Annotated in this window: 21 protein-coding genes and 1 pseudogene; 5 read left to right on the top strand and 17 right to left on the bottom strand. The window is 63.9% G+C overall.

Going from position 1 to position 21837, the window contains the following annotated elements; translation table 11 throughout:
• The first annotated feature begins 48 nt into the window (after positions 1-48).
• Entirely contained in the window at positions 49-549 is a 501-nt protein-coding gene (locus BGP85_RS04540; protein ID WP_103447474.1) for a methylated-DNA--[protein]-cysteine S-methyltransferase, read from the top strand.
• Between the two features lie 35 nt (positions 550-584).
• On the opposite strand, the gene BGP85_RS04545 is transcribed toward BGP85_RS04540, so the two are convergent.
• The 3 genes and pseudogenes from BGP85_RS04545 to BGP85_RS29530 form a co-directional block, all read right to left on the bottom strand.
• Entirely contained in the window at positions 585-827 is a 243-nt protein-coding gene (locus BGP85_RS04545; protein WP_103447473.1) for a hypothetical protein, read from the bottom strand.
• Positions 824-1567 (bottom strand): carbon-nitrogen hydrolase family protein, encoded by a 744-nt coding sequence (locus BGP85_RS04550; RefSeq protein WP_103447472.1) that lies wholly within the window; start codon positions 1565-1567, stop codon positions 824-826. The genes BGP85_RS04545 and BGP85_RS04550 overlap by 4 nt, the downstream gene beginning before the upstream one ends.
• A gap of 107 nt (positions 1568-1674) precedes the next feature.
• Positions 1675-1770: pseudogene (locus BGP85_RS29530) on the bottom strand (DUF3016 domain-containing protein); the annotation flags it as partial.
• Positions 1771-1844: 74 nt separating this feature from the next.
• Between BGP85_RS29530 and BGP85_RS04560 the strand changes: the two are divergent.
• Positions 1845-2570: a metallophosphoesterase gene (locus BGP85_RS04560; RefSeq protein ID WP_103447471.1), complete on the top strand. Its 726-nt coding sequence runs from the start codon at positions 1845-1847 to the stop codon at positions 2568-2570.
• On the opposite strand, the gene BGP85_RS04565 is transcribed toward BGP85_RS04560, so the two are convergent.
• Both BGP85_RS04565 and BGP85_RS04570 read right to left on the bottom strand, forming a co-directional pair.
• Positions 2518-3132 carry a LysE family translocator gene (locus BGP85_RS04565; protein WP_103447470.1) on the bottom strand — a complete coding sequence of 205 codons (615 nt, stop codon included), beginning with the start codon at positions 3130-3132 and terminating at the stop codon, positions 2518-2520. The two genes, BGP85_RS04560 and BGP85_RS04565, sit on opposite strands and share 53 nt — an antisense overlap.
• A gap of 61 nt (positions 3133-3193) precedes the next feature.
• Complete coding sequence (locus tag BGP85_RS04570) at positions 3194-4012, bottom strand: helix-turn-helix domain-containing protein (RefSeq protein WP_103447469.1); 819 nt, start codon at positions 4010-4012, stop codon at positions 3194-3196.
• Between the two features lie 131 nt (positions 4013-4143).
• On the opposite strand from BGP85_RS04570, the gene BGP85_RS04575 reads away from it, so the two are divergent.
• A complete protein-coding gene (locus tag BGP85_RS04575) occupies positions 4144-4767 on the top strand; it encodes a LysE family translocator (RefSeq protein ID WP_103447468.1) in 624 nt (207 codons plus the stop codon).
• Here the strand turns inward: BGP85_RS04575 and BGP85_RS04580 are convergent.
• From BGP85_RS04580 to BGP85_RS04635, 12 genes are all read right to left on the bottom strand, one after another.
• Positions 4764-7052 carry an autotransporter family protein gene (locus BGP85_RS04580; protein ID WP_103447467.1) on the bottom strand — a complete coding sequence of 763 codons (2289 nt, stop codon included), beginning with the start codon at positions 7050-7052 and terminating at the stop codon, positions 4764-4766. The genes BGP85_RS04575 and BGP85_RS04580 overlap by 4 nt on opposite strands.
• Positions 7053-7185: 133 nt before the next feature.
• Positions 7186-7461, bottom strand: coding sequence for a peptidylprolyl isomerase (locus BGP85_RS04585; RefSeq protein WP_008095636.1), 276 nt, complete (start codon positions 7459-7461; stop codon positions 7186-7188).
• Positions 7462-7497: 36 nt separating this feature from the next.
• A complete protein-coding gene (locus BGP85_RS04590) occupies positions 7498-9459 on the bottom strand; it encodes an acetoacetate--CoA ligase (protein WP_103447466.1) in 1962 nt (653 codons plus the stop codon).
• A gap of 57 nt (positions 9460-9516) precedes the next feature.
• On the bottom strand, positions 9517-9996 hold the full coding sequence (eco, locus tag BGP85_RS04595; RefSeq protein WP_103447465.1) for a serine protease inhibitor ecotin: 480 nt from the start codon (positions 9994-9996) through the stop codon (positions 9517-9519).
• Between the two features lie 55 nt (positions 9997-10051).
• Positions 10052-10822: a 3-hydroxybutyrate dehydrogenase gene (hbdH, locus tag BGP85_RS04600; RefSeq protein WP_103447464.1), complete on the bottom strand. Its 771-nt coding sequence runs from the start codon at positions 10820-10822 to the stop codon at positions 10052-10054.
• A gap of 11 nt (positions 10823-10833) precedes the next feature.
• Positions 10834-12225, bottom strand: coding sequence for a GntP family permease (locus BGP85_RS04605; RefSeq protein WP_103447463.1), 1392 nt, complete (start codon positions 12223-12225; stop codon positions 10834-10836).
• Between the two features lie 266 nt (positions 12226-12491).
• Positions 12492-13874, bottom strand: a complete 1383-nt coding sequence (locus BGP85_RS04610; protein ID WP_103447462.1) for a sigma-54 interaction domain-containing protein — start codon at positions 13872-13874, stop codon at positions 12492-12494.
• 17 nt (positions 13875-13891) lie between these two features.
• Positions 13892-14908, bottom strand: coding sequence for an ABC transporter permease (locus tag BGP85_RS04615; protein WP_103447461.1), 1017 nt, complete (start codon positions 14906-14908; stop codon positions 13892-13894).
• Positions 14908-15966: a microcin C ABC transporter permease YejB gene (locus tag BGP85_RS04620; RefSeq protein WP_103447460.1), complete on the bottom strand. Its 1059-nt coding sequence runs from the start codon at positions 15964-15966 to the stop codon at positions 14908-14910. The genes BGP85_RS04615 and BGP85_RS04620 overlap by 1 nt, the downstream gene beginning before the upstream one ends.
• Positions 15963-17888 carry an extracellular solute-binding protein gene (locus tag BGP85_RS04625; protein ID WP_103447459.1) on the bottom strand — a complete coding sequence of 642 codons (1926 nt, stop codon included), beginning with the start codon at positions 17886-17888 and terminating at the stop codon, positions 15963-15965. Before BGP85_RS04625 ends, BGP85_RS04620 begins: the two co-directional genes overlap by 4 nt.
• 13 nt (positions 17889-17901) lie before the next feature.
• Positions 17902-18183 (bottom strand): peptidylprolyl isomerase, encoded by a 282-nt coding sequence (locus BGP85_RS04630; RefSeq protein WP_054884552.1) that lies wholly within the window; start codon positions 18181-18183, stop codon positions 17902-17904.
• An 81-nt stretch (positions 18184-18264) separates the two neighbouring features.
• Positions 18265-19326 carry a 3-deoxy-7-phosphoheptulonate synthase gene (locus BGP85_RS04635; RefSeq protein WP_103447458.1) on the bottom strand — a complete coding sequence of 354 codons (1062 nt, stop codon included), beginning with the start codon at positions 19324-19326 and terminating at the stop codon, positions 18265-18267.
• A gap of 632 nt (positions 19327-19958) precedes the next feature.
• Between BGP85_RS04635 and benA the strand changes: the two genes are divergently transcribed.
• Positions 19959-21317, top strand: coding sequence for a benzoate 1,2-dioxygenase large subunit (gene benA, locus BGP85_RS04640; RefSeq protein WP_103448261.1), 1359 nt, complete (start codon positions 19959-19961; stop codon positions 21315-21317).
• The gene (gene benB, locus BGP85_RS04645; RefSeq protein ID WP_103447457.1) at positions 21314-21799 is read left to right on the top strand and encodes a benzoate 1,2-dioxygenase small subunit; all 486 of its coding nucleotides are present in this window, start codon (positions 21314-21316) and stop codon (positions 21797-21799) included. Before benA ends, benB begins: the two co-directional genes overlap by 4 nt.
• Positions 21800-21837 lie beyond the last annotated feature (38 nt).

Consider the following 21837-nt stretch of genomic DNA (forward strand, 5'->3'; position numbering starts at 1 on the left):
CGAGCGACGTTAAAGTGCGCTGAAACTGGTTTGCCGTAGGGAACTCAGATGTCCAGCGCCTTTTCTTTGATGCCGTCTCCGGTCGGCACCCTGACCCTGGTGGCACGCGGCGAGCGACTCGCCGCCGTGCTGTGGGAGGAGGAGCGTGAGAACCGCGTGCGGCTTGGCGAGTTGCACCGCGATGATCGCCACCCGACGCTGTGCGAAACGGCCCGCCAGCTGGGCGAGTACTTCGCTGGCACGCGCCAACACTTCGAACTGGCACTGGACTTTGCCGGTACTGAGTTTCAGCGCCAGGTGTGGGCGGCCTTGCTGACCATTCCATTTGGTGAGACCCGCAGCTACAGCGACATCGCCCTGCAGATCGGCAACCCAAGTGCCGTGCGGGCAGTGGGGGCAGCCAACGGGCGCAACCCGATCTCGATCATTGCCCCGTGTCACCGGGTTATCGGCGCGTCCGGGAGCTTGACCGGGTTTGCCGGGGGCTTGCCAGCCAAACAGTTTCTGCTGGCATTGGAAGGGCGGCAGAGCCTGGCCCTCGACCTGTGAGAAACCTGTAGCGGCCTGTTCGTGGGAGAGGCTCCTCAGCTGACCCAGCTCACCAGCAGGCAGACGACCAGCGCCAGCACAGACCCTGCCATCAGTGTGTACTGACGCCGTGCACGCTGTGCATGCGGCCTTACCTCGCGCAGGTACTCCCCCGGCGTCGGTGCATCGGGCCGGTGCCGCAAACTCTCGGCAATTTCAGCCAGCTGGCCCTGGATCAGCAGGCTGACCACGTAGTAGGTGACGGCAAAACTGAATAGCGTCGACAGCAGAAACTTCATGCCTCAGGCATATCCAGCGGCAGGCCGAGCGCGATGTTGCTGGCGGTATCCAGCAGGATAAGGCCTTCGGCCTTGTCATCCAGCGCTGCCAGCAGGTTGCCCTGGCTGTCCCAGGCTGCGGAGCCGCCGGCACCGATGAACTTGTCGGCCGGCCCGACGCAGTTGGCCAGCAGCACCGGAATGCCCAGGGTGCGCGCCACCTCCGGGTAATGCTCGTTGCCTTCACGTATGCCTTTGGCGGTCTTGGCCACGCTGACCAGATACAGCTCGGCACCCAGCCCACGGGCCTGGGCGGCATGTTCGATGAACATCGATTCATAGCAGATGGCCGGGGCGATCTGCAGCGTCCCCGATTCGAACACCAGGGGTTGGTCACCACGCGTGAAGAACGGCAGCTCATCGTCATGCAGGCGCTGCTTGGCATATGCCAGGCGCGGCAGGCCTGGGCGCAGGATGGGCATGCCGATACGAATGCCCTCGGCGGTCGGCAATGGCAGACCCACGGCCACGCTGATTGCCAGCTGGTCACAAAGCACCTGCAAGGGCTCGAGGCGGGCAGAGGTCACCGGCAGGGCCACCTGGCGCGCCACGGTCGGTTCGTAACCGGTCAACGACAGTTCCGGGAACACCACCAGCTCGGCGCCCAATGCCGCGGCTTGCTCGATGCAGCGCAGATGGCGGGCGAGGTTGCCCGCCAGGTCGCCTTTACGCGACGCCAATTGTATGGCACAGAGTTTCATGGTGTGTTCCTTCCCTGGTACAGGTCGAATGGCCGAGCATACCCCCGACACACTGGCGAAGCCAGTCGTCGAGCATGGCCTTTTCCGCGTACAGGCGGTCACTGCTAGTCGAAACGCACCTCGACCTGCGCAGGCGGGGTGCCTTGTGCCATGCTGTTGAATGACAGCGCCATGAGCACGGCACACACGAGAGCGTTACGCATGATGCGCCTCCGCGGCGGGCTGCGTGTCGCTCCAATTTACGCCGGCCGCCGCGCGCCAGCAGAGGAACATTGTAATGAGCCGGTTTCGGCGGGTAGCCGCCAACAGCAAGGGGCGCGACCTCGCCGTGGGCGATATCCACGGGCATTTTCGGCGGCTTGAGCAGTGCCTGGACGCAGCTGGTTTCGACCCAGTAGTGGACCGGCTGTTCAGCGTCGGCGACCTGGTCGACCGCGGGCCGCACAGTGAAGAGTGCCTGTGGTGGCTGGAGCAGCCCTGGTTCCATGCCGTGCAGGGCAATCACGAGTCGCTGGCGATCACTTGCCTGAAAGGCGGGCGCCTGGACCTGGAAATGTACCGTGCCGCAGGAGGTGGTTGGTTCATCGACATGCCCAGTGACAGGCAGGCAGTCTTTGTCGAACGGTTTCTGCAACTGCCGATTGCCATGGAGGTGCAAACGGATGTCGGCCTGATCGGCTTGCTGCATGCAGACAGCCCGTTCAACGACTGGAATGCCTTGCGCGATAGCTTGCTGTTCGATGACGACGCAGGCGTTCGTGAGGTTTGCCAGTGGTCGCGTCAACGACTGAAGGACGGCAACACCGAGCATGTGGCAGGCCTGCGCGCCTTGTTGGTGGGGCATACGCCGGTGGTGCGGGCCAAGCAGCTGGGCAACGTCTGGCATCTGGATACCGGTGGCTGGGCCAGTGGCCATTTCAGCCTGATGGACCTCGCCAGCCTGCGCCTGGTCATCCCGCCAGCAGATGAATCAACAGCGCCACCGCCAGCACCATCAGCATGACCCCGGATGCCCGTTCCAGCCACGGCAGGGCACGGGCGAAACGCCGCAGCAGGCGTTGATTGCCGATGGCCGCAGCCACCAGCAGGTCCCACAGCAGCACGATGCTGAACATCCAGGCGCTGTACAGCCACTTCCAGCCGGCGCTGCTGCTGGCCACCATGCCGGCAAGGCTGGCGTAGAACAGCGCGTTCTTCGGGTTCAGTGCCCCAGATACAAAACCCATGCCCAGGCCGCGCCACCAACCCTTGATCGCGGCTTGCCCGGCAACGGCTGTCAGCTCGCTTTTACCGGCATGACGCACGAACAGCAAGCCGATGTACAACAGGTAACCGGCACCGGCCAGTTGCAGGGTAAGGAACATCGCACTGCCTTCGCGCAGGATGGCCAGGCCGGCAAAGGCCATGGCAATGAACAGGCCATTGGCCAGGGCGATGCCCAGGCAGGCGCCGCTGGCCACACGCCAACCCGCCGATATAGACGTGCGGGCGACCAGGAAAAAGTCCGGCCCCGGTGACAGCAGGGCGAGGAAGTGGGCGAGGGCGACGATCAGGAACTGCTCCATGGTGGGCTTTCTCGGTAGCAAAGCCGCAGTCTGGAGGCTGCCCTGGAGCAGGTATTGAAGATTATTGCGCGTGCCGGTACTGCCCCGGCGTGACCCCGACATGGGCCTTGAACACCCGCTGGAAGTGGCTCTGGTCGGCAAACCCCAGCTGGTACGCAACCTCGGCCAACGCCAGCCCGTCACGCAGCAGTACCCGGCCACGGTTGACCCGCGCGTTAAGCAGATAGGCATGGGGTGTCAGCCCGGTGGCGGCGCGAAACGCCCGGATCAACTGATAGCGGCCAAGGCCCGCCTGCCCGGCCAGGCGCTCAAGGCTCAGTTGCGCCAGGTCTTGCGCTTCGATGTGTTCGATCAACTCACGTAAGGTCGGCATCCCCAGCACAGGTGCGGGCGCTGCCAGCGAAACCGGTTGCGCGGAAAAATCGTGATCGCCGAGCAATGCCACGAGCGCCGCTTCCTTCTCACCGATGCTGGCTGTAGAGAAGAGCAGGTCGTTCAAGTTGCAGAATTCTTGGTACAGCGTCGGTTCCCGGCTGATCCGTGCAGGGGCACCGGGCCTTGCCGCTTCGAGCCCTGACTCCAGGCGCAATTGCGCTAGCCAGCTGGCATCCACATGCAGCATCTGATAGCTCCAAGCCTGGCCAGGCTCGGGGTTGCAGGCATGCACTCGCTGCGCCGGCACCAACACCAGGGTGCCCGGTGTCAGGCGCTCCTGCCCGTCGCCGGCTCCGCTGAAGCAGCTGCTACCAGCATCCACTGCGCCGATGGAGAAGGTCGGGTGACTGTGCGCCTTGTAGCAGGCGCGGCTATGGCAGGCGCGGCGGCTTTCCACCCAGGGCAGTGCCGGGTCGCGCCAGAGCTGGGAGCGGGCAGTGGGCATGACAGGGTCCTCGGTCAGCTGGGCAGCTTAGCAGCGCCGGGCGAGCGACCGTACAGTTTTTGCCGTTGGCTGTACCTTGACCCGGCCCCTGCACGGCATCGACAGTAGCGGCTGATTGCCTGGAGAACAAAATGGACCTGTCGAGCCTGTTGCTATTCATCCCCGCCTGCTTCGCCCTGAACATGGCACCGGGGCCGAACAACCTGTTGTCGCTGCACAATGCCAGCCGCTACGGCCTGCGCACTGCCTGCGTGGCCGGCGGCGGGCGAATTCTCGCCTTCAGCGGCATGATCGCCCTCGCCGCCATGGGCCTGGCGGTGGTGCTGCACACCAGCGAGTACCTGTTCCTGGCGATCAAGGTGGTGGGCGCGGCGTACCTGTTCTACATCGCCTGGCAGCTGTGGCGCGCCCCGGTCGGCGAAGCCGTGGTGGCCAGTGATCACCCGCGCGGCACGTGGCGCCTGGCACGCCAGGAATTCTGGGTGGCGGCGGGCAACCCGAAAGCCATCCTGATCTTCACCGCCTTCCTGCCGCAGTTTGTTTCGGTTGGCAGCGCCACGCCGGTGAGTGAGCAGTTCCTATGGCTTGGCGTGCTGTTCTTGCTGCTGGAGTGGGCGGCGATCGCCATCTATTCAGGCCTGGGTGCCTACATGCAACGCTGGTTCAGCCAGCCCGGGCCACGCCGGCTGTTCAACCGGGTCAGCGCCTCGCTGCTTGGTTGCGCCGGCCTCGGCCTGCTGGCGGCGCGGCGCTAGAACTGCCAGCGCACGCCCAGGTTCACGCTGCTGGCTTCCTGCTGGCGGCTGTCGAGGTTGCGTGAGTACTGCACGCCGCCGTGCAGGCTCAGCGCCTCGCTAACCTGGGCGACCAGGCCGGTTTCGAGCTGTAGCGAGGTGTAGCGGTAGTCGGTCTTGATCTTGTCCACGCCATCGAAGGTCAGGGTGTCCCGGCCGCCGTCGCCGTGCCACAGGTTCAGTTGCGCATAGGGTTGCAGCAGGCGCCCGCTGCTTGCTTTGTAGGCGCCTTCGAGGCGCACGCCGAGCCGACCGGTCAGCTCGACCTGGGCGTCATGGCTGACGTGCGAGACGCTGTCGTTGGCGCTGTCCAGCGAGACTTTCTGGGCGATCAGCTGGGCTTGTGGCTCCAGGATCCAGCGCTCGGAGAGGCTGATCGGGTAGCCGGACTCCAGCGACGCAGTCCAGGCGTGGCCGTCGATGTTCAGCTTGTCGCCCCGGTCGGAGCGGGCTCGGCCATCGAGCTTGGTGTACTGCAGCACGCTGTCGAGGTACCAGCCTTGTGGACCCACCAGCGTCCAGTAGCCGCCGACACTGTCGCCGTCGAGCTTGAGGTCACCCACGCTGCGATCCTCCACGGCCAGGGCAAAGCCTTTGACGTCGGCGTCCAACCGGCTATGGCTGACGTATAGGCCCAGATGCTGGCGATAGCCGTCATCGCTGACCATGGCGTACAGGTCCTGACCCACCTTGAAACCAAACAGGTCGCCGTCCAGGCTCGGGCTGACGGTGCCGCTCCATTGCTGGCGCAGCGCGCCGCCATAGGCCTGGCCCCAGCTGGCGGGGAGGGCGCCCCCGCCCTGCAGCAATTGCTGGTCACCTTGGCGCTGATGGAACGTGCCCAGCGCCTGGCGGGCTATGATGGCGGCGCCTCTAGGGGCAGCAGCATAGACCGGCACTTCCGGGCGATACAGCGGCAGGCTTTCACCTTGCACGGGCGCTGGCAGGTCGGGCTGACCGGGTGCTGGCGCCGCGACAGGCGGGGTGACGGCCGGAGCGGGCAGCGCGACCAGCGTCGAGCGCAGGTACCAGCTGTTTTCGCTGCCCGCAGTCATCCCACCTTTAAACAGTCGGTAGTCGTAAGCGCCGACCGATAGCGTCTGAGTCTGGACAAAAGCCGTGGCGGTGCTGGTGGCGCCATTGCGCGCTTCGACGACCTGGATACCATTCTGGTTGGTGGCGGCACCCGCGCCACCTAAATTGTTCACCTCCAGGCGCGTGCTGCCGCTGATGCTGCCCTGGCTGACCACCAGCCGGTCGGATGCTGCGTCATCGCCCGCGAGTATGCTGTTTACGCGCAGCAGTCCGTTCTCCCCAACGTAGTTGCCGTTCACCGTCAATCTGCCCTGTGCATCATTGCCGCTGCTGAGGTCAATGGTGCCAGCATTGTTTAGCGTCGCATCTTGCCCTTGGCTGATGGGCATCATGATCCCGTGGCGGGAAACCAGTGTGCTGCTGTCGTCAATGAGCAGGGCGCCTGTGCCGCTACCAGGTTGCTCAACGGTGCCGTCGCCAAGGGTCAACGTGTCGTCGAGCGTGAGGCGGCTGTTTTCGAACAGGCCGATTGCTTCCCAGTTCACATACCGGGCCCCGCCATTGATCTGGCTGTTCTCGAATACCAGGCTGTCGTTGCCGCGGCCGCCGTCCAGTTCAGTGACCAGCGTGCTGGCGTCGAGGCCAACGATGCTTGCATGGTCATCACCTTGGCCCTTATCGACCTTGCCGCCTATGCGGCCACCCGTCCAGGTGAAGAGGTCGTCACCTGCGCTGGCCAGTACATTGCCCTTAAACAGACCGCCGCTGATGGTGATGTCGTCGGTACCGCCGCTGGTGCTGATGTTACCGCCGATGGTGCCGCCACGAAGGATGATGGTGTCGTTGCCGAAACCGCTGACCAGGTTGCCATCGATCAAGGTTTCGACACCAAGGTCCTGGGACATGGCGAAGTAGTTGTCGGCCAGCTTGAGGTCGACACGGCCAATTCGTCCGCCAGCGAAGATTGCACGGTCGCCGTCCTCGAATGCGCCGACGATTCGCCCGCCGGACATGTAGAACGTGTCGTAGCCTTGCCCTTGGTTGAGTGACCGAATCGTTCCGCCGGTCATTCTGAAATCATCAATGGCCGGGGTCTGTACGACGGCGCCAAGGTTGTCGCCAGGCGAAACCAGCAAGGTTTGCGCGTTAACGATCAGCGGCAGGGTGAGGAGGGGAAAGGCAGCAGGCAGCAGCAGGCGAGGGCAAGGCATCGGCAGGTCTCCGTGTCCATTGAGGGACCACAACCTTGAGCGGCATTTCATATGCCGCTTCGGCCCTGCCGGAGTTGTATGTCAATGCATTGACACGGGCCAACTGGCAAAAATGCCAGGTGGCCCGTGGCTATCAATCGCGATAGAAGGTTTGCACCAGGTGGTAGCCGAACTTGCTCTTGATCGGCCCGTGCACCACGCGCAGGGGCTTCTTGAAGATCACTTGATCGATCGCGCCCACCAGCTGGCCCGGGCGTACTTCGCCCAGGTCACCGCCGCGCTTGCCCGACGGGCAGGTGGAGAACTTCTTCGCCAGCACGTCGAAGGCCTCGCCGTTGGCGATGCGCTGCTTGAGCTTTTCGGCTTCGTCAGCAGTCTTGACCAGGATATGGCGGGCTTGAGCTTTCATGGGTACACCTGTGCTTCGGGGCAAAAAAGGGCGCCATTATGCCTGATCGCGCAGCTCCGTGCGGTCACGAAACTGCTCCAGTGCCTGCGGGTTCGCCAGGGCGTCGGTATTTTTCACCGGTAGCCCATGCACCACGTTGCGGATGGCCAGTTCCACCAGTTTGCCGCTGATGGTGCGTGGGATGTCGGTTACCTGGGCAATGACCGCTGGCACATGGCGCGGCGTGGTGTACTGTCGGATCACCTGGCGAATGCGCTGGCGCAGGGCGTCGTCGAGTTGCAGGCCATCGCGCAGGCGCACGAACAGCACCACGCGCACATCGCCGTGCCAGTCCTGGCCGATCGCCACGCTTTCCAGCACCTCTTCGACCTTTTCCACCTGGCGATAGATCTCTGCCGTGCCGATGCGCACGCCGCCGGGGTTGAGTACGGCGTCGGAGCGGCCATGGATCAGCAGGCCGCCGCTGCTGCTGCGCTGTTCGGCGTAGTCGCCCTGCGCCCAGACCCCGGGGAACCGGCTGAAATACGCGTCATGGTAGCGGCTGCCGTCGCTGTCGCTCCAGAAGCCCATCGGCATCGACGGGAAGTTGCGGGTGCAGACCAACTCGCCTTTTTCGTCGAGCACTGGCTGGCCCTGTTCGTTCCACACTTCCACGGCCATGCCCAGGCCCTTACAGGCCATTTCGCCGCGGCGCACCGGTAGCGTCGGGTTGCCGAGCACGAAACACGAAACGATATCGGTACCGCCGGACATCGACGCCAGGCACAGGTCAGCCTTGATCTTGCCGTACACGTAGTCGTAGCTGTGCGGCGACAATGGTGAACCGGTGGAGAGGATCAACCGCAGGCTGTCGAGGCGATGGCTGCGGGCCGGTTCCAGACCTTCCTGCTCCAGCGCGGCCAGGTACTTGGCACTGGTGCCGAAGGCCTGGATGCGTTCGGCGTCGATCAGGTCAAGCAGGCGCTCGGGGCCAGGGTGGAAGGGGGAGCCGTCATACAACACCAGGGTGGCGCCGACGGCCAGGCCGCTGACCAGCCAGTTCCACATCATCCAGCCACAGGTGGTGTAGTAGAACAGCACATCGTCGGCCTTCAGGTCGTTGTGCAGGCCATGTTCCTTGAGGTGCTGCAGCAGCAGGCCGCCGGCACGGTGGACGATACACTTGGGCACACCCGTGGTGCCGCTGGAATAGAGAATGTACAGCGGGTGGTCGAACGGCAGCGAGGCAAACTCAGGTTCGCCGCCGGGCTGGTAGAAGTCATCCCACAGGCTGACCTTGGCGGCGGTGAATTCACACGCTTGGGTGTGGGGGCGGGTATAGGGCACCACGATCAACTGCTGCAGCCTCGGCAACTGGGCGCAGACCTGGTTGATCTTGTCGACCTGGTCGATCGACTTGCCGGCGTACTTATAACCGGCGCAGACTAGCAGCAGTTTCGGTTCGATCTGGCCGAACCGATCGATGATGCCGTGCAGCCCGAACTCCGGCGAAGACGTCGACCAGACCGCACCCAGACTGCTGCAGGCGAGCATTGCCACCAGGGTTTGCCAGGTATTGGGCATGACTGCCGCGATGCGGTCACCGGGCACGATGCCAGCTGCCTTGAACGCTTTCTGCAGGCCCGCAACTTCAGCGGCCAGTTGGGCATGGGTGAAGACCGTGCGCTGGCCATCTTCGCGCACGGAAACCATCGCAGGCCGGTCGTCACGACGGCGCAGCAGGTGTTCGGCGAAATTCAGGGTTGCCCCACTGAACCAGCGGGCGTCAGGCATCTGCGCGCCTTCGCTGAGGATCTGGTTGGCAGGGGTATGCCAGGCCACATGAAAATAGTCGGCAAGGGTTTGCCAGAAGACCGGACGCTGCTCGATGCTCCAGCGGTGCAAGGCCGCGTAGTCATTGAGCTGCAAGTTGTAGCGCAAGTTCACCCGGCGGCGGAAGGCATCCATCCGGCTGGCTTCGATCTGCGCCGTGGAGGGGCGCCAGAGCACATCGTTCATGCCGAACCTCCAGAGACTGCTTGGGGTTGAGGGCCCGTGAAGGGCCCTCGGGGTGACTTATTCCACTTTAGCCTTTTGCACCTCTTCCGATGCCGACCACACGCGATAACGCACTTCGACACCCTTGGGCACATACACCACGACAGGCAGTTTGCTGTTGTAGCGCAGCATGAAGCCTTCACCGACCACCGGCACGAAGGCCTGGGTCTTCTTGCCATCCGGGCAGGCCATCAGGGTGCTGGCTGGCCCACCGATCTTGTCCAGGCGGTAGTAGCTGTAGCCCCAGCCTTCGAGGGTGTGTTCTTCCAGGCTGCCGGCCAGGCGCTGGCGGTTGCAGTCCACTTCCAGCGTCTTGCCGGCCAGGATTTCCAGCTTGTGGGCCGATTCATCGGTTTGCGCCGGCAGGTGGATGACCTGCCGGGTGAAGCCTTTTTCCGCCTCGGGATAGGGCGCGACGTCCTTGAGGCTGGCGGCCATCGCCGGAGCGGCGGCGGCCAGAGTCAGGGCAAAGATCGCGGTCATTGGGGTTGGGCGCATAGGGCCTCCTTGCAGGTAAACGAGTGCAAAACCGTTGCCAGGCCCAGGCCGCCCGTCACTGGGCCAACCAGCCACCATCGACGTTCCAGGCGGCACCGCGAACCTGGCTACCGGCCTCGCTGCACAGGAATAGTACCAGCTCACCGAGGTGTTCGGGGGTGACGAAGGCCAGCGAAGGTTGCTTCTCGGCCAGCAGATCGTGCTGCGCTTGCTGCGGATCGACGCCGTTGGCAGCACGATCGTCGATTTGCTTCTGAACCAGCGGGGTCAGCACCCACCCTGGGCAGATGGCGTTGCAGGTGACGTTGCTGGTGGCGGTTTCCAGCCCCACCACCTTGGTCAACCCGACCACGCCATGCTTGGCCGCCACATAGGCCGCCTTGCCGGTGGAGCCGACCAGACCGTGCACCGAAGCGATATTGATGATCCGCCCCCAGTTGCGCGCGCGCATGCCGGGCAGGGCCAGGCGGGTCCCGTGGAACACGGCCGAGAGGTTGAGGGCGATGATCTTGTCCCAGCTTTCCAGCGGGAACTGCTCCACCGGCGCCACGTGCTGGATGCCGGCGTTGCTGACCAGGATGTCGACGCCGCCGAACTCGCGCTCAGCCATCGCGAACAGCGCTTCGATCTGCGCCACATCGGACAGGTCCGCCGGGTGGTGGGCAACCTTGACGCCTTGGCCGGCGACCGCTGCCAATGCCGGCGACGGGTCGCCGAAACCGTTGAGCACAATGTTCGCGCCAGCCCGGGCCAGTACCTGGGCGATGCCCAGGCCGATGCCGCTAGTGGAACCAGTGACGAGTGCCGTCTTGCCTTTCAAAGTCATGTAAATACTCCTTAGACGATGCCGGTGGCGTAGAACGTGGCAATGACCACGAATACCGCCAGGGTCTTGATCAGGGTAATACCGAAAATGTCCTTGTAGGCTTCGCGGTGGGTCAGCCCGGTCACGGCCAACAAGGTGATCACCGCGCCGTTGTGTGGCAGGGTGTCCATGCCGCCACTGGCCATCGCGGCCACCCGGTGCAGCACTTCGAGGGGAATGTTGGCGGCATGGGCCGCAGCAATGAAGCTGTCGCTCATGGCCGCCAGGGCGATGCTCATGCCACCCGAGGCGGAGCCGGTGATGCCGGCCAGCAAGGTCACGGTGATCGCTTCGTTGACCAGCGGGTTAGGAATCCCGCGCAGCGCATCGGCCAGCACCAGAAAGCCCGGCAGCGAAGCGATGACGGCACCAAAGCCATACTCGGAGGCGGTGTTCATGGCCGCCAGCAAGGCGCCACCGACTGCACTCTTGGTGCCCTCGGCCAGGCGCTCGCGGATCACCCCGAAGGCACATACCAGCACCATCAGGATGCCCACCAGCAGGGCAGCCTGCACCGCCCAGATTGCCGTGAGCTTGGCCACGTCGCTGTTGACCGGTGCGCTCATGCCCGGCAACTGCAGGGTGTGGCTGGGGCCGTACCACTGCGGGATCCAGTGGGTGAACAGCAGGTTCATCACCCCCACCAGTACCAGCGGCGACAGCGCCAGCCAGGGGTTGGGCAGGGCAAGGTCGGTGGCGGTTTCAGGTTCGTTGCGCAGGTTGCTGCCGTAGCCTTCACCCGCGCACTGGGCCTTGTTGCGCTGGCGCTGCAGGTAGAGCATGCCGCTGCAAACCACGAACAGCGTGCCGATCAGCCCCAGCCATGGCGCGGCCCAGGCGGTAGTGTTGAAGAAGGTGCTGGGGATGATGTTCTGGATCTGCGGGGTGCCGGGCAGAGCATCCATGGTGAACGAGAACGCGCCCAGGGCGATGGTCGCCGGGATCAGGCGCTTGGGGATGTCGCTCTGGCGGAACATTTCGGCGGCGAACGGATACACCGCGAACACCACCACGAACAGCGATACGCCGCCATAGGTGAGCAGGGCACAGACCAGCACGATCACCAGCATCGCCTGGCGAGTGCCAAGCAGGCGGATAGCGGCGGCGACGATCGAGCGCGAGAAGCCGGACAGCTCGATGAGCTTGCCGAACACGGCGCCGAGCAGGAACACCGGGAAGTACAGCTTGATGAAACCGACCATCTTCTCCATGAACACCCCGGTGAACGCGGGGGCTACGGCGGCCGGGTCGGTAAGCAGGACGGCGCCGAGGGCGGCGATGGGGGCGAAGAGAATCACGCTGTAACCGCGATAGGCGGCCAGCATCAGCAGGGCCAGAGCGGCGAGGGCGATGAGCACGGTCATCGGGATGGATCTCCTGGGTGAGTCTTGTTGTTATGGGTGGCCGGGAGATAGCGGGAATCGTGCCAATTTCTTAACTATATGAACTTAAAGGAATTTTTTGTTTTGTTTAATGGCTGTGTCTCCATTTTGAGATTGCAGGGGCCGCTGTGCGACCATCGCGGATGGATGCGCTCCTACCGGAGACCGCGTACCCCTGTAAGAGCGCGTTTATCCGCGTTCGAGAGCAGCCCTCGCGGCAATCTCAAAAATGAAACAAAAGTCTCCATTCAGAGACCGAGCGCTACCATCTTCTTGTACAAAGTCGAGCGCCCCAACCCCAGCGCCTTGGCAGCCTCGGGCACATTTCCCGCATGCTCGGCCAACGCCCCGGCAAGTAGCCTGCGCTCAAACTGTTCACACGCCTCACGATAGCGCATCCGTTGTTCCTGATCCGCGACCGGGCTCAGCGGCCCCAGTGCCGCCGTAAGGTCGGCGACACCAAGGCGCGGTTGGTCGGCCAGCAACGTCGCCCGCTCCAACACGTTGCGCAGCTCACGAATATTCCCCGGCCACCCATGCCGCGCCAGCAATGCCTGGGCGTCCTGCTCCAGCTCGTACTGGCTGCCCAGCTCGGCCAGGATTGCTTCGCACAGCGCCGGCAAGTCTTCGACGCGCTCGCGCAGCGGCGGCACTTCAATCGGCAGCACATTCAACCGGTAGTAAAGGTCGGCACGAAATGCCCCACGGGCCATGGCCGCCTGCAGATCGATGGAGGTGGCGGCAATGATGCGCACATCGCTGCGCAGCATCTGGTTCGAGCCAACCGGTTCGTACTCCTTTTCCTGCAGTACGCGTAGCAGCTTGCTCTGTAGAGCCAGCGGCATGTCACCAATCTCGTCGAGGAACAGCGTGCCACCCTCGGCCAGTTGCAGCTTACCGCTGCGGCCCTTGCGGTCGGCGCCGGTAAAGGCACCGGGTGCGGTGCCGAAAAACTCGGCTTCCAGCAGGGTTTCGGGGATTGCCGCACTGTTGATGCTGACAAAGGCCTTGTGCGCCCGCGCCGAAGCCGCATGAATGGCATGGGCCAACAACTCTTTGCCAGTGCCGGTCTCTCCCAGCAGCAGCACCGGCGAATCGCTGCCCGCACCGCGCCTTGCGCGCCGCTTGGCTTCGAGGCTGGCCGGGCTGCTGCCGACGAACTGGGCGAAGCTGTACTTGGCCTGGCGTGCGCGCAATTGCGAGCGGGTGCTGGCCAGTTCCTGTTGCATGCTCGCATAGCGCTTGAGCAAGGGCGACAGGCTGCGCAGCTCTTCGAACAGGGCGAAGCCGATGGCCCCGATCAGGGCGCCCTGGGCATCGTGAATCGGCAGGCGCATCACCACCAGCGGCTCGTTGGGGGTATCGAGCATGTCCAGCAGGATCGGCCGGCCATCGCTCACTACCTGGCGCATCAGGCTGCCCGGAATGACCGCCTCGCACGGCTGGCCGATCGCGCTGGCTGCGTCGGCCAGGCCGAAGCGCCGGGCGTAGCGCTCGTTCATCCAGACGATGCGTGCATCACGGCCGACGATCACCGTGCCTTCGCTGGATTGCTCGATGATCTCGAACAGCGAGCGGATCGCCAGTTGCCGTACCTGGGGGTAGTCCTTGAGGCTGTCGCTGTCATGCATGGTTAAAATCCTGAAACCTATCGTCTGGGGTCGAACGCCTCACGCAAGGCATCGCCGATAAACACCAGCAGCGACAAGATCACCGCCAGGGCAAAGAACGCGGTAAAACCCAACCACGGCGCTTCCAGGTGCTGCTTGCCCTGAGTCACCAGCTCACCCAGTGAAGCGCTGCCGGCGGGCATGCCGAAGCCGAGGAAATCCAGCGCCGTCAGCGTGGTGATGGCCCCGGTGAGCATGAAGGGTACATAGGTAAAGGTCGCGTTCATCGCATTAGGCAGCACATGGCGCAGCATCACCAGGGTGTCTGACAACCCCAAGGCACGCGCCGCCTTCACGTATTCGAGGTTGCGCCCACGCAGAAATTCGGCGCGCACCACATCGACCAGGGCCAGCCACGAAAACAGCGCCATGATGCCCAGCAACCACCAGAAATCCGGCTCGACAAAGCCACTGAGGATGATCAGCAGGTACAGCACCGGCAGCCCCGACCATACCTCCAGCAAGCGCTGCCCGAACAGGTCCACCCAGCCGCCGTAATAGCCTTGCAGCGCGCCGGCGCCGACGCCGATGAGCACGCTGATCACCGTCAGGGCAAAGGCGAACAACAGCGAGGTGCGCGTGCCATACAGCACCCGCGCCAGCACGTCGCGGCCTTGGTCGTCGGTTCCCAGCCAGTTGCTCGCGCTCGGCGGGCTGGGGGTGGGCACCAGCAGGTCGTAGTTGGGTGTGTCGGCGCTGAACGGGATGGGGGCGAACAGCATCCAGCCGCCCTGGCCCTCGATCAGCTGGCGCACATAGGCACTGCGGTAGTCCGGCTGGAACGGCAGCTGGCCGCCAAACTGCTGCTCGCTGTAGCGCTTGAGCGCCGGCATGTACAAATCGCCTTTGTAGCTCAGCAGCAGCGGCTTGTCGTTGGCCACCAGCTCGGCGCACAGGCTCAGCGCCAGCAGGCCGGCGAACAGCCACAGCGACACCCAGCCGAGGCGGTTGCGGCGAAAACGCTGCAGGCGACGACGCGAAACCGGCGACAGCATCAGTGCGCCCTCGTGTCGAAGTCGATGCGCGGGTCGAGCACGGTGAAGGCCAGGTCGCCAATCAGGCGGAACAGCAGGCCGGCCAGGGTGAAGATGAACAGCGTGCCGAACACCACCGGATAGTCGCGTGACACCGCTGCTTCGTAGCTCATGCGACCAAGGCCGTCGAGAGAGAAGATCACCTCGATCAGCAACGAGCCGGCGAAGAACACTGTGATCAGCGCTTGGGGCAGGCCGGCCAGCACCAGCAGCATGGCGTTGCGCAACACATGCCCATAAAGCACGCGGCGTTCGCTCAGGCCTTTGGCGCGGGCCGTGACCACGTATTGGCGGGAGATTTCATCGAGAAAGGCGTTTTTGGTCAGCAGAGTAAGGGTGGCGAAGCCACCGATCACCAGTGCGCCGACTGGCAACACCAGATGCCAGAAGTAATCGGTGACCTTGCCCAGCAGGCTGAGCTGGTCGAAGTCATCCGATACCAGGCCACGAACCGGGAACCAGTTCAGCGAGGTGCCGCCCGCGAACAGCACGATCAGCAGCAGCGCGAACAGGAACGAGGGCAGGGCATAGCCGACCACGATCAGCGCGCTGCTCCAGGTATCGAAGCGGCTGCCATGGCGTACTGCCTTGCGGATACCCAGCGGGATCGACACCAGGTAGGTGATCAGCGTGGCCCAGAAGCCCAGTGACAGGGTCACCGGCAGCTTGTCGAGGATCAGGTCGGTGACCTTGGCGCCGCGGAAGAAGCTCTGGCCGAAGTCCAGCCGGGCGTACTGGCCGAGCATCAGCCACAGGCGTTCCGAGGCGGTCTTGTCGAAACCGTACTGGCGCTTGATCTCCTCGATCAGCTTTGGGTCCAGGCCGCGGGTGGCTCGGGACTCGCCGTGTACCACTTCGGCCCGGGAGCCGGGCGCACCGCCGCCCAGGCCCTGCAGCCGCGCTACCGCCTGCTCGACCGGGCCACCGGGGGCGGCCTGGACGATGGCGAAGTTGACCAGCAGGATCGCCAGCAAGGTCGGGATGATCAGCAGCAGGCGCCGCAAGATGTAGCTGGTCATGGCTGGGCCTTCTGCCGTTCGGCCATCTGCGCGTTGGTCAGTGCGGTCGGGCTGATTTCCCACCAGCTGTCCAGGCCTTCGTCATAGGCGGGCTGGATTTTCGGCAGGCCGAAGCGGTTCCACCACACTGTCGAGCTGCCGGGCGGGTAATAGTTGGGGATCCAGTAGTAGTTCCATTGCAGCACCCGGTCCAGGGCATGGGCGTGGTGCAGCATGTCGGCCTGGGTATCGGCGCGCACCAGGCCGTCGATCAGCTGGTCCACCACCGGGTCCTTGAGCACCATCAGGTTGTTCGAGCCCGGGTCGTTGGCGGCGGCCGAGCCGAAGTAGTTGTACAGCTCGGCGCCTGGCGAGAGGGTCACCGAATAGCCGGTGACGATCATGTCGTAGTCGCGGGCCATCAACCGGTTCACGTACTGCGCCGAATCGACGTTGCGAATGTTCAGGCTGATACCTATCTGTGCCAGGTTGCGCTTCCACGGCAGCAGCAGGCGTTCCATGCCGGACTGGCCGTTGAGGAAGGTGAATTCCAGCGGCTCGCCCTGGGCGTTGACCAGGCGATCACCGTCGGGGTGCCAGCCGGCCTGTTGTAACAAGGCCAGCGCCTGCAGTTGTTGCGGGCGAATGATCCCCGAGCCGTCGGTGACCGGCGCCGTGAACACCTGGTTGAAGACTTCGTCCGGCACCCGGCCGCGCAGCGGTTCGAGCAGTTTGAGCTCGCCCGCATCCGGCAGTTCGCGGGCCGCCAGCGGGGTATTGGAGAACACGCTCTGCTGGCGGATGTACATGTTGCGCATCATTTGCCGGTTGCTCCACTCGAAGTCCCAGAGCATGGCCAGTGCCTGGCGCACACGGCGGTCCTTGAATTGGGGCTTGTCGAGGTTGAACACGAAGCCCTGGGCCGCCTGAGGCTTGGCCGGCCCCAGATGGGCCCGTTGCAGGCGGCCATCGTCCAGCTGCGCGCCGTTGTAGCCCAGGGTGTAGGCGGTGGCGGAAAACTCGCGGTTGTAGTCGTAGCCACCGCCCTTGAGCACCTGGCGTGCCACTTCGGTATCGCCGAAATACTCGATGCGGATGTGTTCGAAATTGTAGCGCCCGCGATTGACCGGCAAGTCCTTGGCCCACCAGTTCGGGTCGCGTTCGAAGGTGATGCTGCGGCCGTTGTCGATGCGCCCGATTCGGTACGGGCCGCTGCCGACCGGCTTGTCAAAACCGGCGCCGTTGGCAAAATCGCGGTTGGCCCAATCGTGCTCGGGCAGCACTGGCAGGCTGGCCAGGTCCAGGGCCAGGGTGCGGCCGTGGGGCTGCTTGAAGTCGAAGCGCACCTGCAGCGGGCCTTCGACCGTGACCCCGGCAACTTCGGCGAACTGGGTGCGGTACTTGAGGCTGCCTTCGGCCATGAGTTTATTGAAGCTGAAGCGCACATCTTCGGCGCGCACCGGCTTGCCATCGGCGAACGTCGCCTTGGGGTCAATCTCGAAGCGCAGCCAGGCGTCGTCCGGGCCACGTTCCATGCGCCGGGCTATCAGGCCGTAAACGGTATAGGGTTCGTCGAACGAGCGTTGCGCCAGGGGCGCATACAGCCAGCCATCGACCTCGCTGACGCCGATGCCTTTGTCGATGTAGGGCAGGATATGGTCGAACTGGCCGATCTCGATGGCTGAGCGGCGCATCAGGCCACGCTTGGGAGCGTCGGGGTTGGCGTATTCGAAGTGGCGGAAGGTTTCGCTGTAGCGGGGGGCTTCGCCGTAGACGGTCAAAGCGTGGGTGGGCGCGGCTTGGGCCATCCAGCCCATACACAACAGCACGACCCCAAAAATGGCTTGTGGGAACGGCTTTACCCGCGAAGAGGCGCGAGCCGGCAATGTAGTTGCCTGGGCTGGCCTATTCGCGGGTAAACCCGCTCCCACAGGGATAGTCATCGGATTCGATGACTTAGTCCTGGCGGCTGGTCACTTCCAGCAGGTGATAGCCGAACTGGGTCTTGACCGGGCCCTGTACGGTGTTGACCGGGGCGCTGAACACCACGGTGTCGAATTCCTTGACCATCTGGCCTGGGCCGAACGAACCCAGGTCACCGCCCTGGCGGCTGGACGGACAGGTGGAATTGGCCTTGGCGATTTCAGCGAAGTCGGCACCGGCTTCGATCTGGGCTTTCAGTTCGTTGCACTTGTCTTCAGTGGCGACGAGGATGTGACGTGCGGTGGCGCGTGCCATGGGTACTGCTCCTTGGGGGTGAAAACGGCAAGCCTAGCGCACTTGATCGGGTGATGTCTCGCCAGGCTTGCTGTAGGCACTTCACAGACGGGCCGCGGCCTCGCGCAGCAGGGTTTCGGTCGCGCTCCAGCCCAGGCAGCCATCGGTGATCGACACGCCGTATTTCAGCGCGCCCTTGCCCAGGGCCTGGCAGCCATCGAACAGGTGGCCTTCGAGCATTACGCCGACCAGCGAGCGGTCACCGGCCAGGCGCTGGGCCAGCACGTCCTCGAACACGGCGGGCTGGCGGGCTGGGTCCTTGCCGCTGTTGGCATGGCTGCAGTCGACCACGATGCGTGCCTGCAAACCGGCTTTGGCCAGGCCTTGGCGGGCCAGGGCGATGCTGGCGGCATCGTAGTTCGGGCCCTTGTGGCCGCCGCGCAGTACCAGATGGGTATCCGGGTTGCCCAGGGTTTCGATGATCGCCGGGTAGCCCTGCGCATCCATGCCGAAGTGGCGGTGCGGGGCCGCCGCGCTGCGCATGGCGTCACTGGCGATGCCGACGCCGCCGTCGGTGCCGTTCTTGAAACCGACCGGCAGCTCCAGGCCGCTGACCATTTCCCGGTGAATCTGCGATTCGGTGGTGCGTGCGCCAATCGCCGCCCAGCCCAACAGGTCATCGAAGTAGCCGGCGGCCATCGGTTGCAGCAACTCGGTGGCGATCGGCAGGCCGCGTTCGATCATGCTCAGCATCAAGCCGCGGGACAGGGCGATGCCGGCATGCATGTCGTCGCTGCCATCGAGGTGCGGGTCGTAGGCCAGGCCTTTCCAGCCCACCGTGGTGCGGGGTTTTTCCACGTAGGCGCGCATCACCAGCAGCAGCTTGTCATCGACTTCGCGGCTCAGCGCCGCCAGGCGGTCGGCGTATTCCAGGGCCGAACGGGGGTCGTGGATCGAGCACGGACCGACGATCACCAGCAGGCGCTCATCGCGGCCTTCGAGAATGGCGCGGATGGCCTGGCGGTGGCTGTGAACTTGCTGGGCGAGTTCGCTGGACAGCGGCATCTGCTGCTTGAGCAGGTGCGGGCTGGGCAGGCGCTGGCTAACGGAGGTGTTGGCAGCGTGCGGTTGGGTCAGGGGTAGAGCGAGGTTCGAGGCTTGCATGGCGTATGTTCCCTGGGCGGACGGCGGGTTCTGGCCCGCGCGGTCGGCCCTATCGAGGTGTTCGACTATTCGTTGATTGATGATCTGCAGCATTGCCACCCGTGATGGACCGATCGGAGGCGGCAGGCTGGCCCGAACGGGATTGGCTAAATCGCCAGGCATAGGTGCTTGCGTAGTAATAAGTGGCGTAGTTCATGAATCTGTCCTCAGTTCGAATCGGTAAAAGTGCAATGGCCTGAAAAGCAAAACCCCCGGGCGGGGAGCCGACCGGGGGTTTGAGTATTCTCATGTTCGGCGGCCCCTCGAAGGTGGGCGCCGGGTGGGTATCGGCGCCTAGTGGCTAAACCAATACCCAAAGTAATAGCTGGCAGCAGCCTGGCAGCCGGCAACGGCCAGCACTGGGCGCAGGGTGCGACCGGTATGGTTGGCGTGATTGCGGGTGTGTTTCGGCATGTTGCTCTCCAGTGAATGAGCCCGAGCTTACTTCAGGCGATGCGCACTGTTCAATGGATAAATGCTATCGCGCCAATAATTGCACAAAACGGATAGCACTCTGCACACGATGGATATTGCCACCCCAGGGCAAGCTCTAACCTGACCCGGTCTGAACAATAACAATGGAGACCCTGGCCATGTCCCTGGGATTCGACTACCTCAATGCCATGCTTGAGGACGACCGTGAAACCGGCGTCTATCGCTGCAAACGCGAGATGTTCACCGACCCGCGCCTGTTCGACCTGGAGATGAAGCACATCTTCGAGGGCAACTGGATCTACCTGGCCCATGAAAGCCAGATCCCCGAGAAAAACGACTTCCTCACCCTGACCATGGGGCGCCAGCCGGTCTTCATCGCGCGCAACAAGGACGGCGAACTCAACGCCTTCCTCAACGCCTGCAGCCACCGCGGCGCCATGCTCTGCCGACACAAGCGCGGAAACCGCGCAAGCTACACCTGCCCGTTCCACGGCTGGACCTTCAACAACAGCGGCAAGCTACTCAAGGTCAAAGACCCGAGCAATGCCGGCTACCCCGACAGCTTCAATTGCGACGGCTCTCATGACCTGACCAAGGTCGCCCGCTTCGAGTCGTACCGTGGCTTCCTGTTCGGCAGCCTGAATGCAGACGTCAAGCCGCTGGTCGAGCACCTCGGCGAGTCTGCCAAGATCATCGACATGATCGTCGACCAGTCCCCGGAAGGCCTGGAAGTGCTGCGCGGTGCCAGCTCGTACATCTACGAGGGCAACTGGAAGCTCACCGCCGAGAACGGCGCCGACGGTTACCACGTCAGCTCCGTGCACTGGAATTACGCCGCCACCCAGAACCAACGCAAGCAGCGCGAAGCGGGTGACGAGATCAAGACCATGAGTGCCGGCGCCTGGGCCAAGCAGGGCGGTGGTTTCTATTCCTTCGACCACGGCCACCTGCTGCTGTGGACCCGCTGGGCCAACCCCGAAGACCGCCCGGCCTTCGAGCGCCGCGATCAGCTGGCCGCCGATTTCGGCCAGGCCCGCGCCGACTGGATGATCGAGAACTCGCGCAACCTGTGCCTGTACCCGAACGTCTACCTGATGGACCAGTTCAGTTCGCAGATCCGCATCGCCCGGCCGATTTCGGTGAACAAGACCGAAATCACCATCTACTGCATCGCGCCGAAAGGCGAGAGCGCCGATGCCCGGGCCAAGCGCATCCGCCAGTACGAAGACTTCTTCAACGTCAGTGGCATGGCCACCCCGGACGACCTGGAAGAGTTCCGCTCCTGCCAGACCGGCTACGGCGGCGGCACCGGCTGGAACGATATGTCCCGTGGTGCACAGCACTGGGTCGAAGGTGCCGATGAGGCGGCGAAGGAAATCGAACTCAAGCCGCTGCTGTCGGGCGTGCGCACCGAGGACGAAGGCCTGTTCGTGCTGCAGCACAAGTACTGGCAGGACACCATGATCAAAGCCCTCGAACAGGAAACCCAGCTGATCCCCGTGGAGGCCGTGCAATGAGCCTGCATGACACCGTGCGCGACTTCCTCTACCGCGAGGCGCGCTACCTGGACGATGCCCAGTGGGACCAGTGGCTTGAGCTGTACGCCAGCGACGCAACCTTCTGGATGCCGTCCTGGGACGATGACGACACCCTCACCGAAGACCCTCAGAGCGAAATCTCGCTTATCTGGTACGGGAACCGTGGCGGCCTCGAAGACCGCGTGTTCCGCATCAAGACCGAGCGCTCCAGTGCGACCGTGCCGGACACCCGTACCTCGCACAACATCAGCAACATCGAGATCGTCGAGCAAAGCGAAGGCAGCTGCCAGGTCCGCTTCAACTGGCACACCCTGAGCTTTCGCTACAAGACCACCGACAGCTACTTCGGCACCAGTTTCTACACCCTTGACCTGCGCGGCGAGCAGCCGCTGATCAAGGCCAAGAAGGTGGTGCTGAAGAACGACTACGTGCGTCAGGTCATCGACATCTACCACATCTGATCCGAGGTAACGCGAGCCGCTCGGTGTGCCCTTGGGTG

The sequence above is a fragment of the Pseudomonas putida genome (assembly GCF_002906855.1).
Taxonomy (GTDB): domain Bacteria; phylum Pseudomonadota; class Gammaproteobacteria; order Pseudomonadales; family Pseudomonadaceae; genus Aquipseudomonas; species Aquipseudomonas putida_N.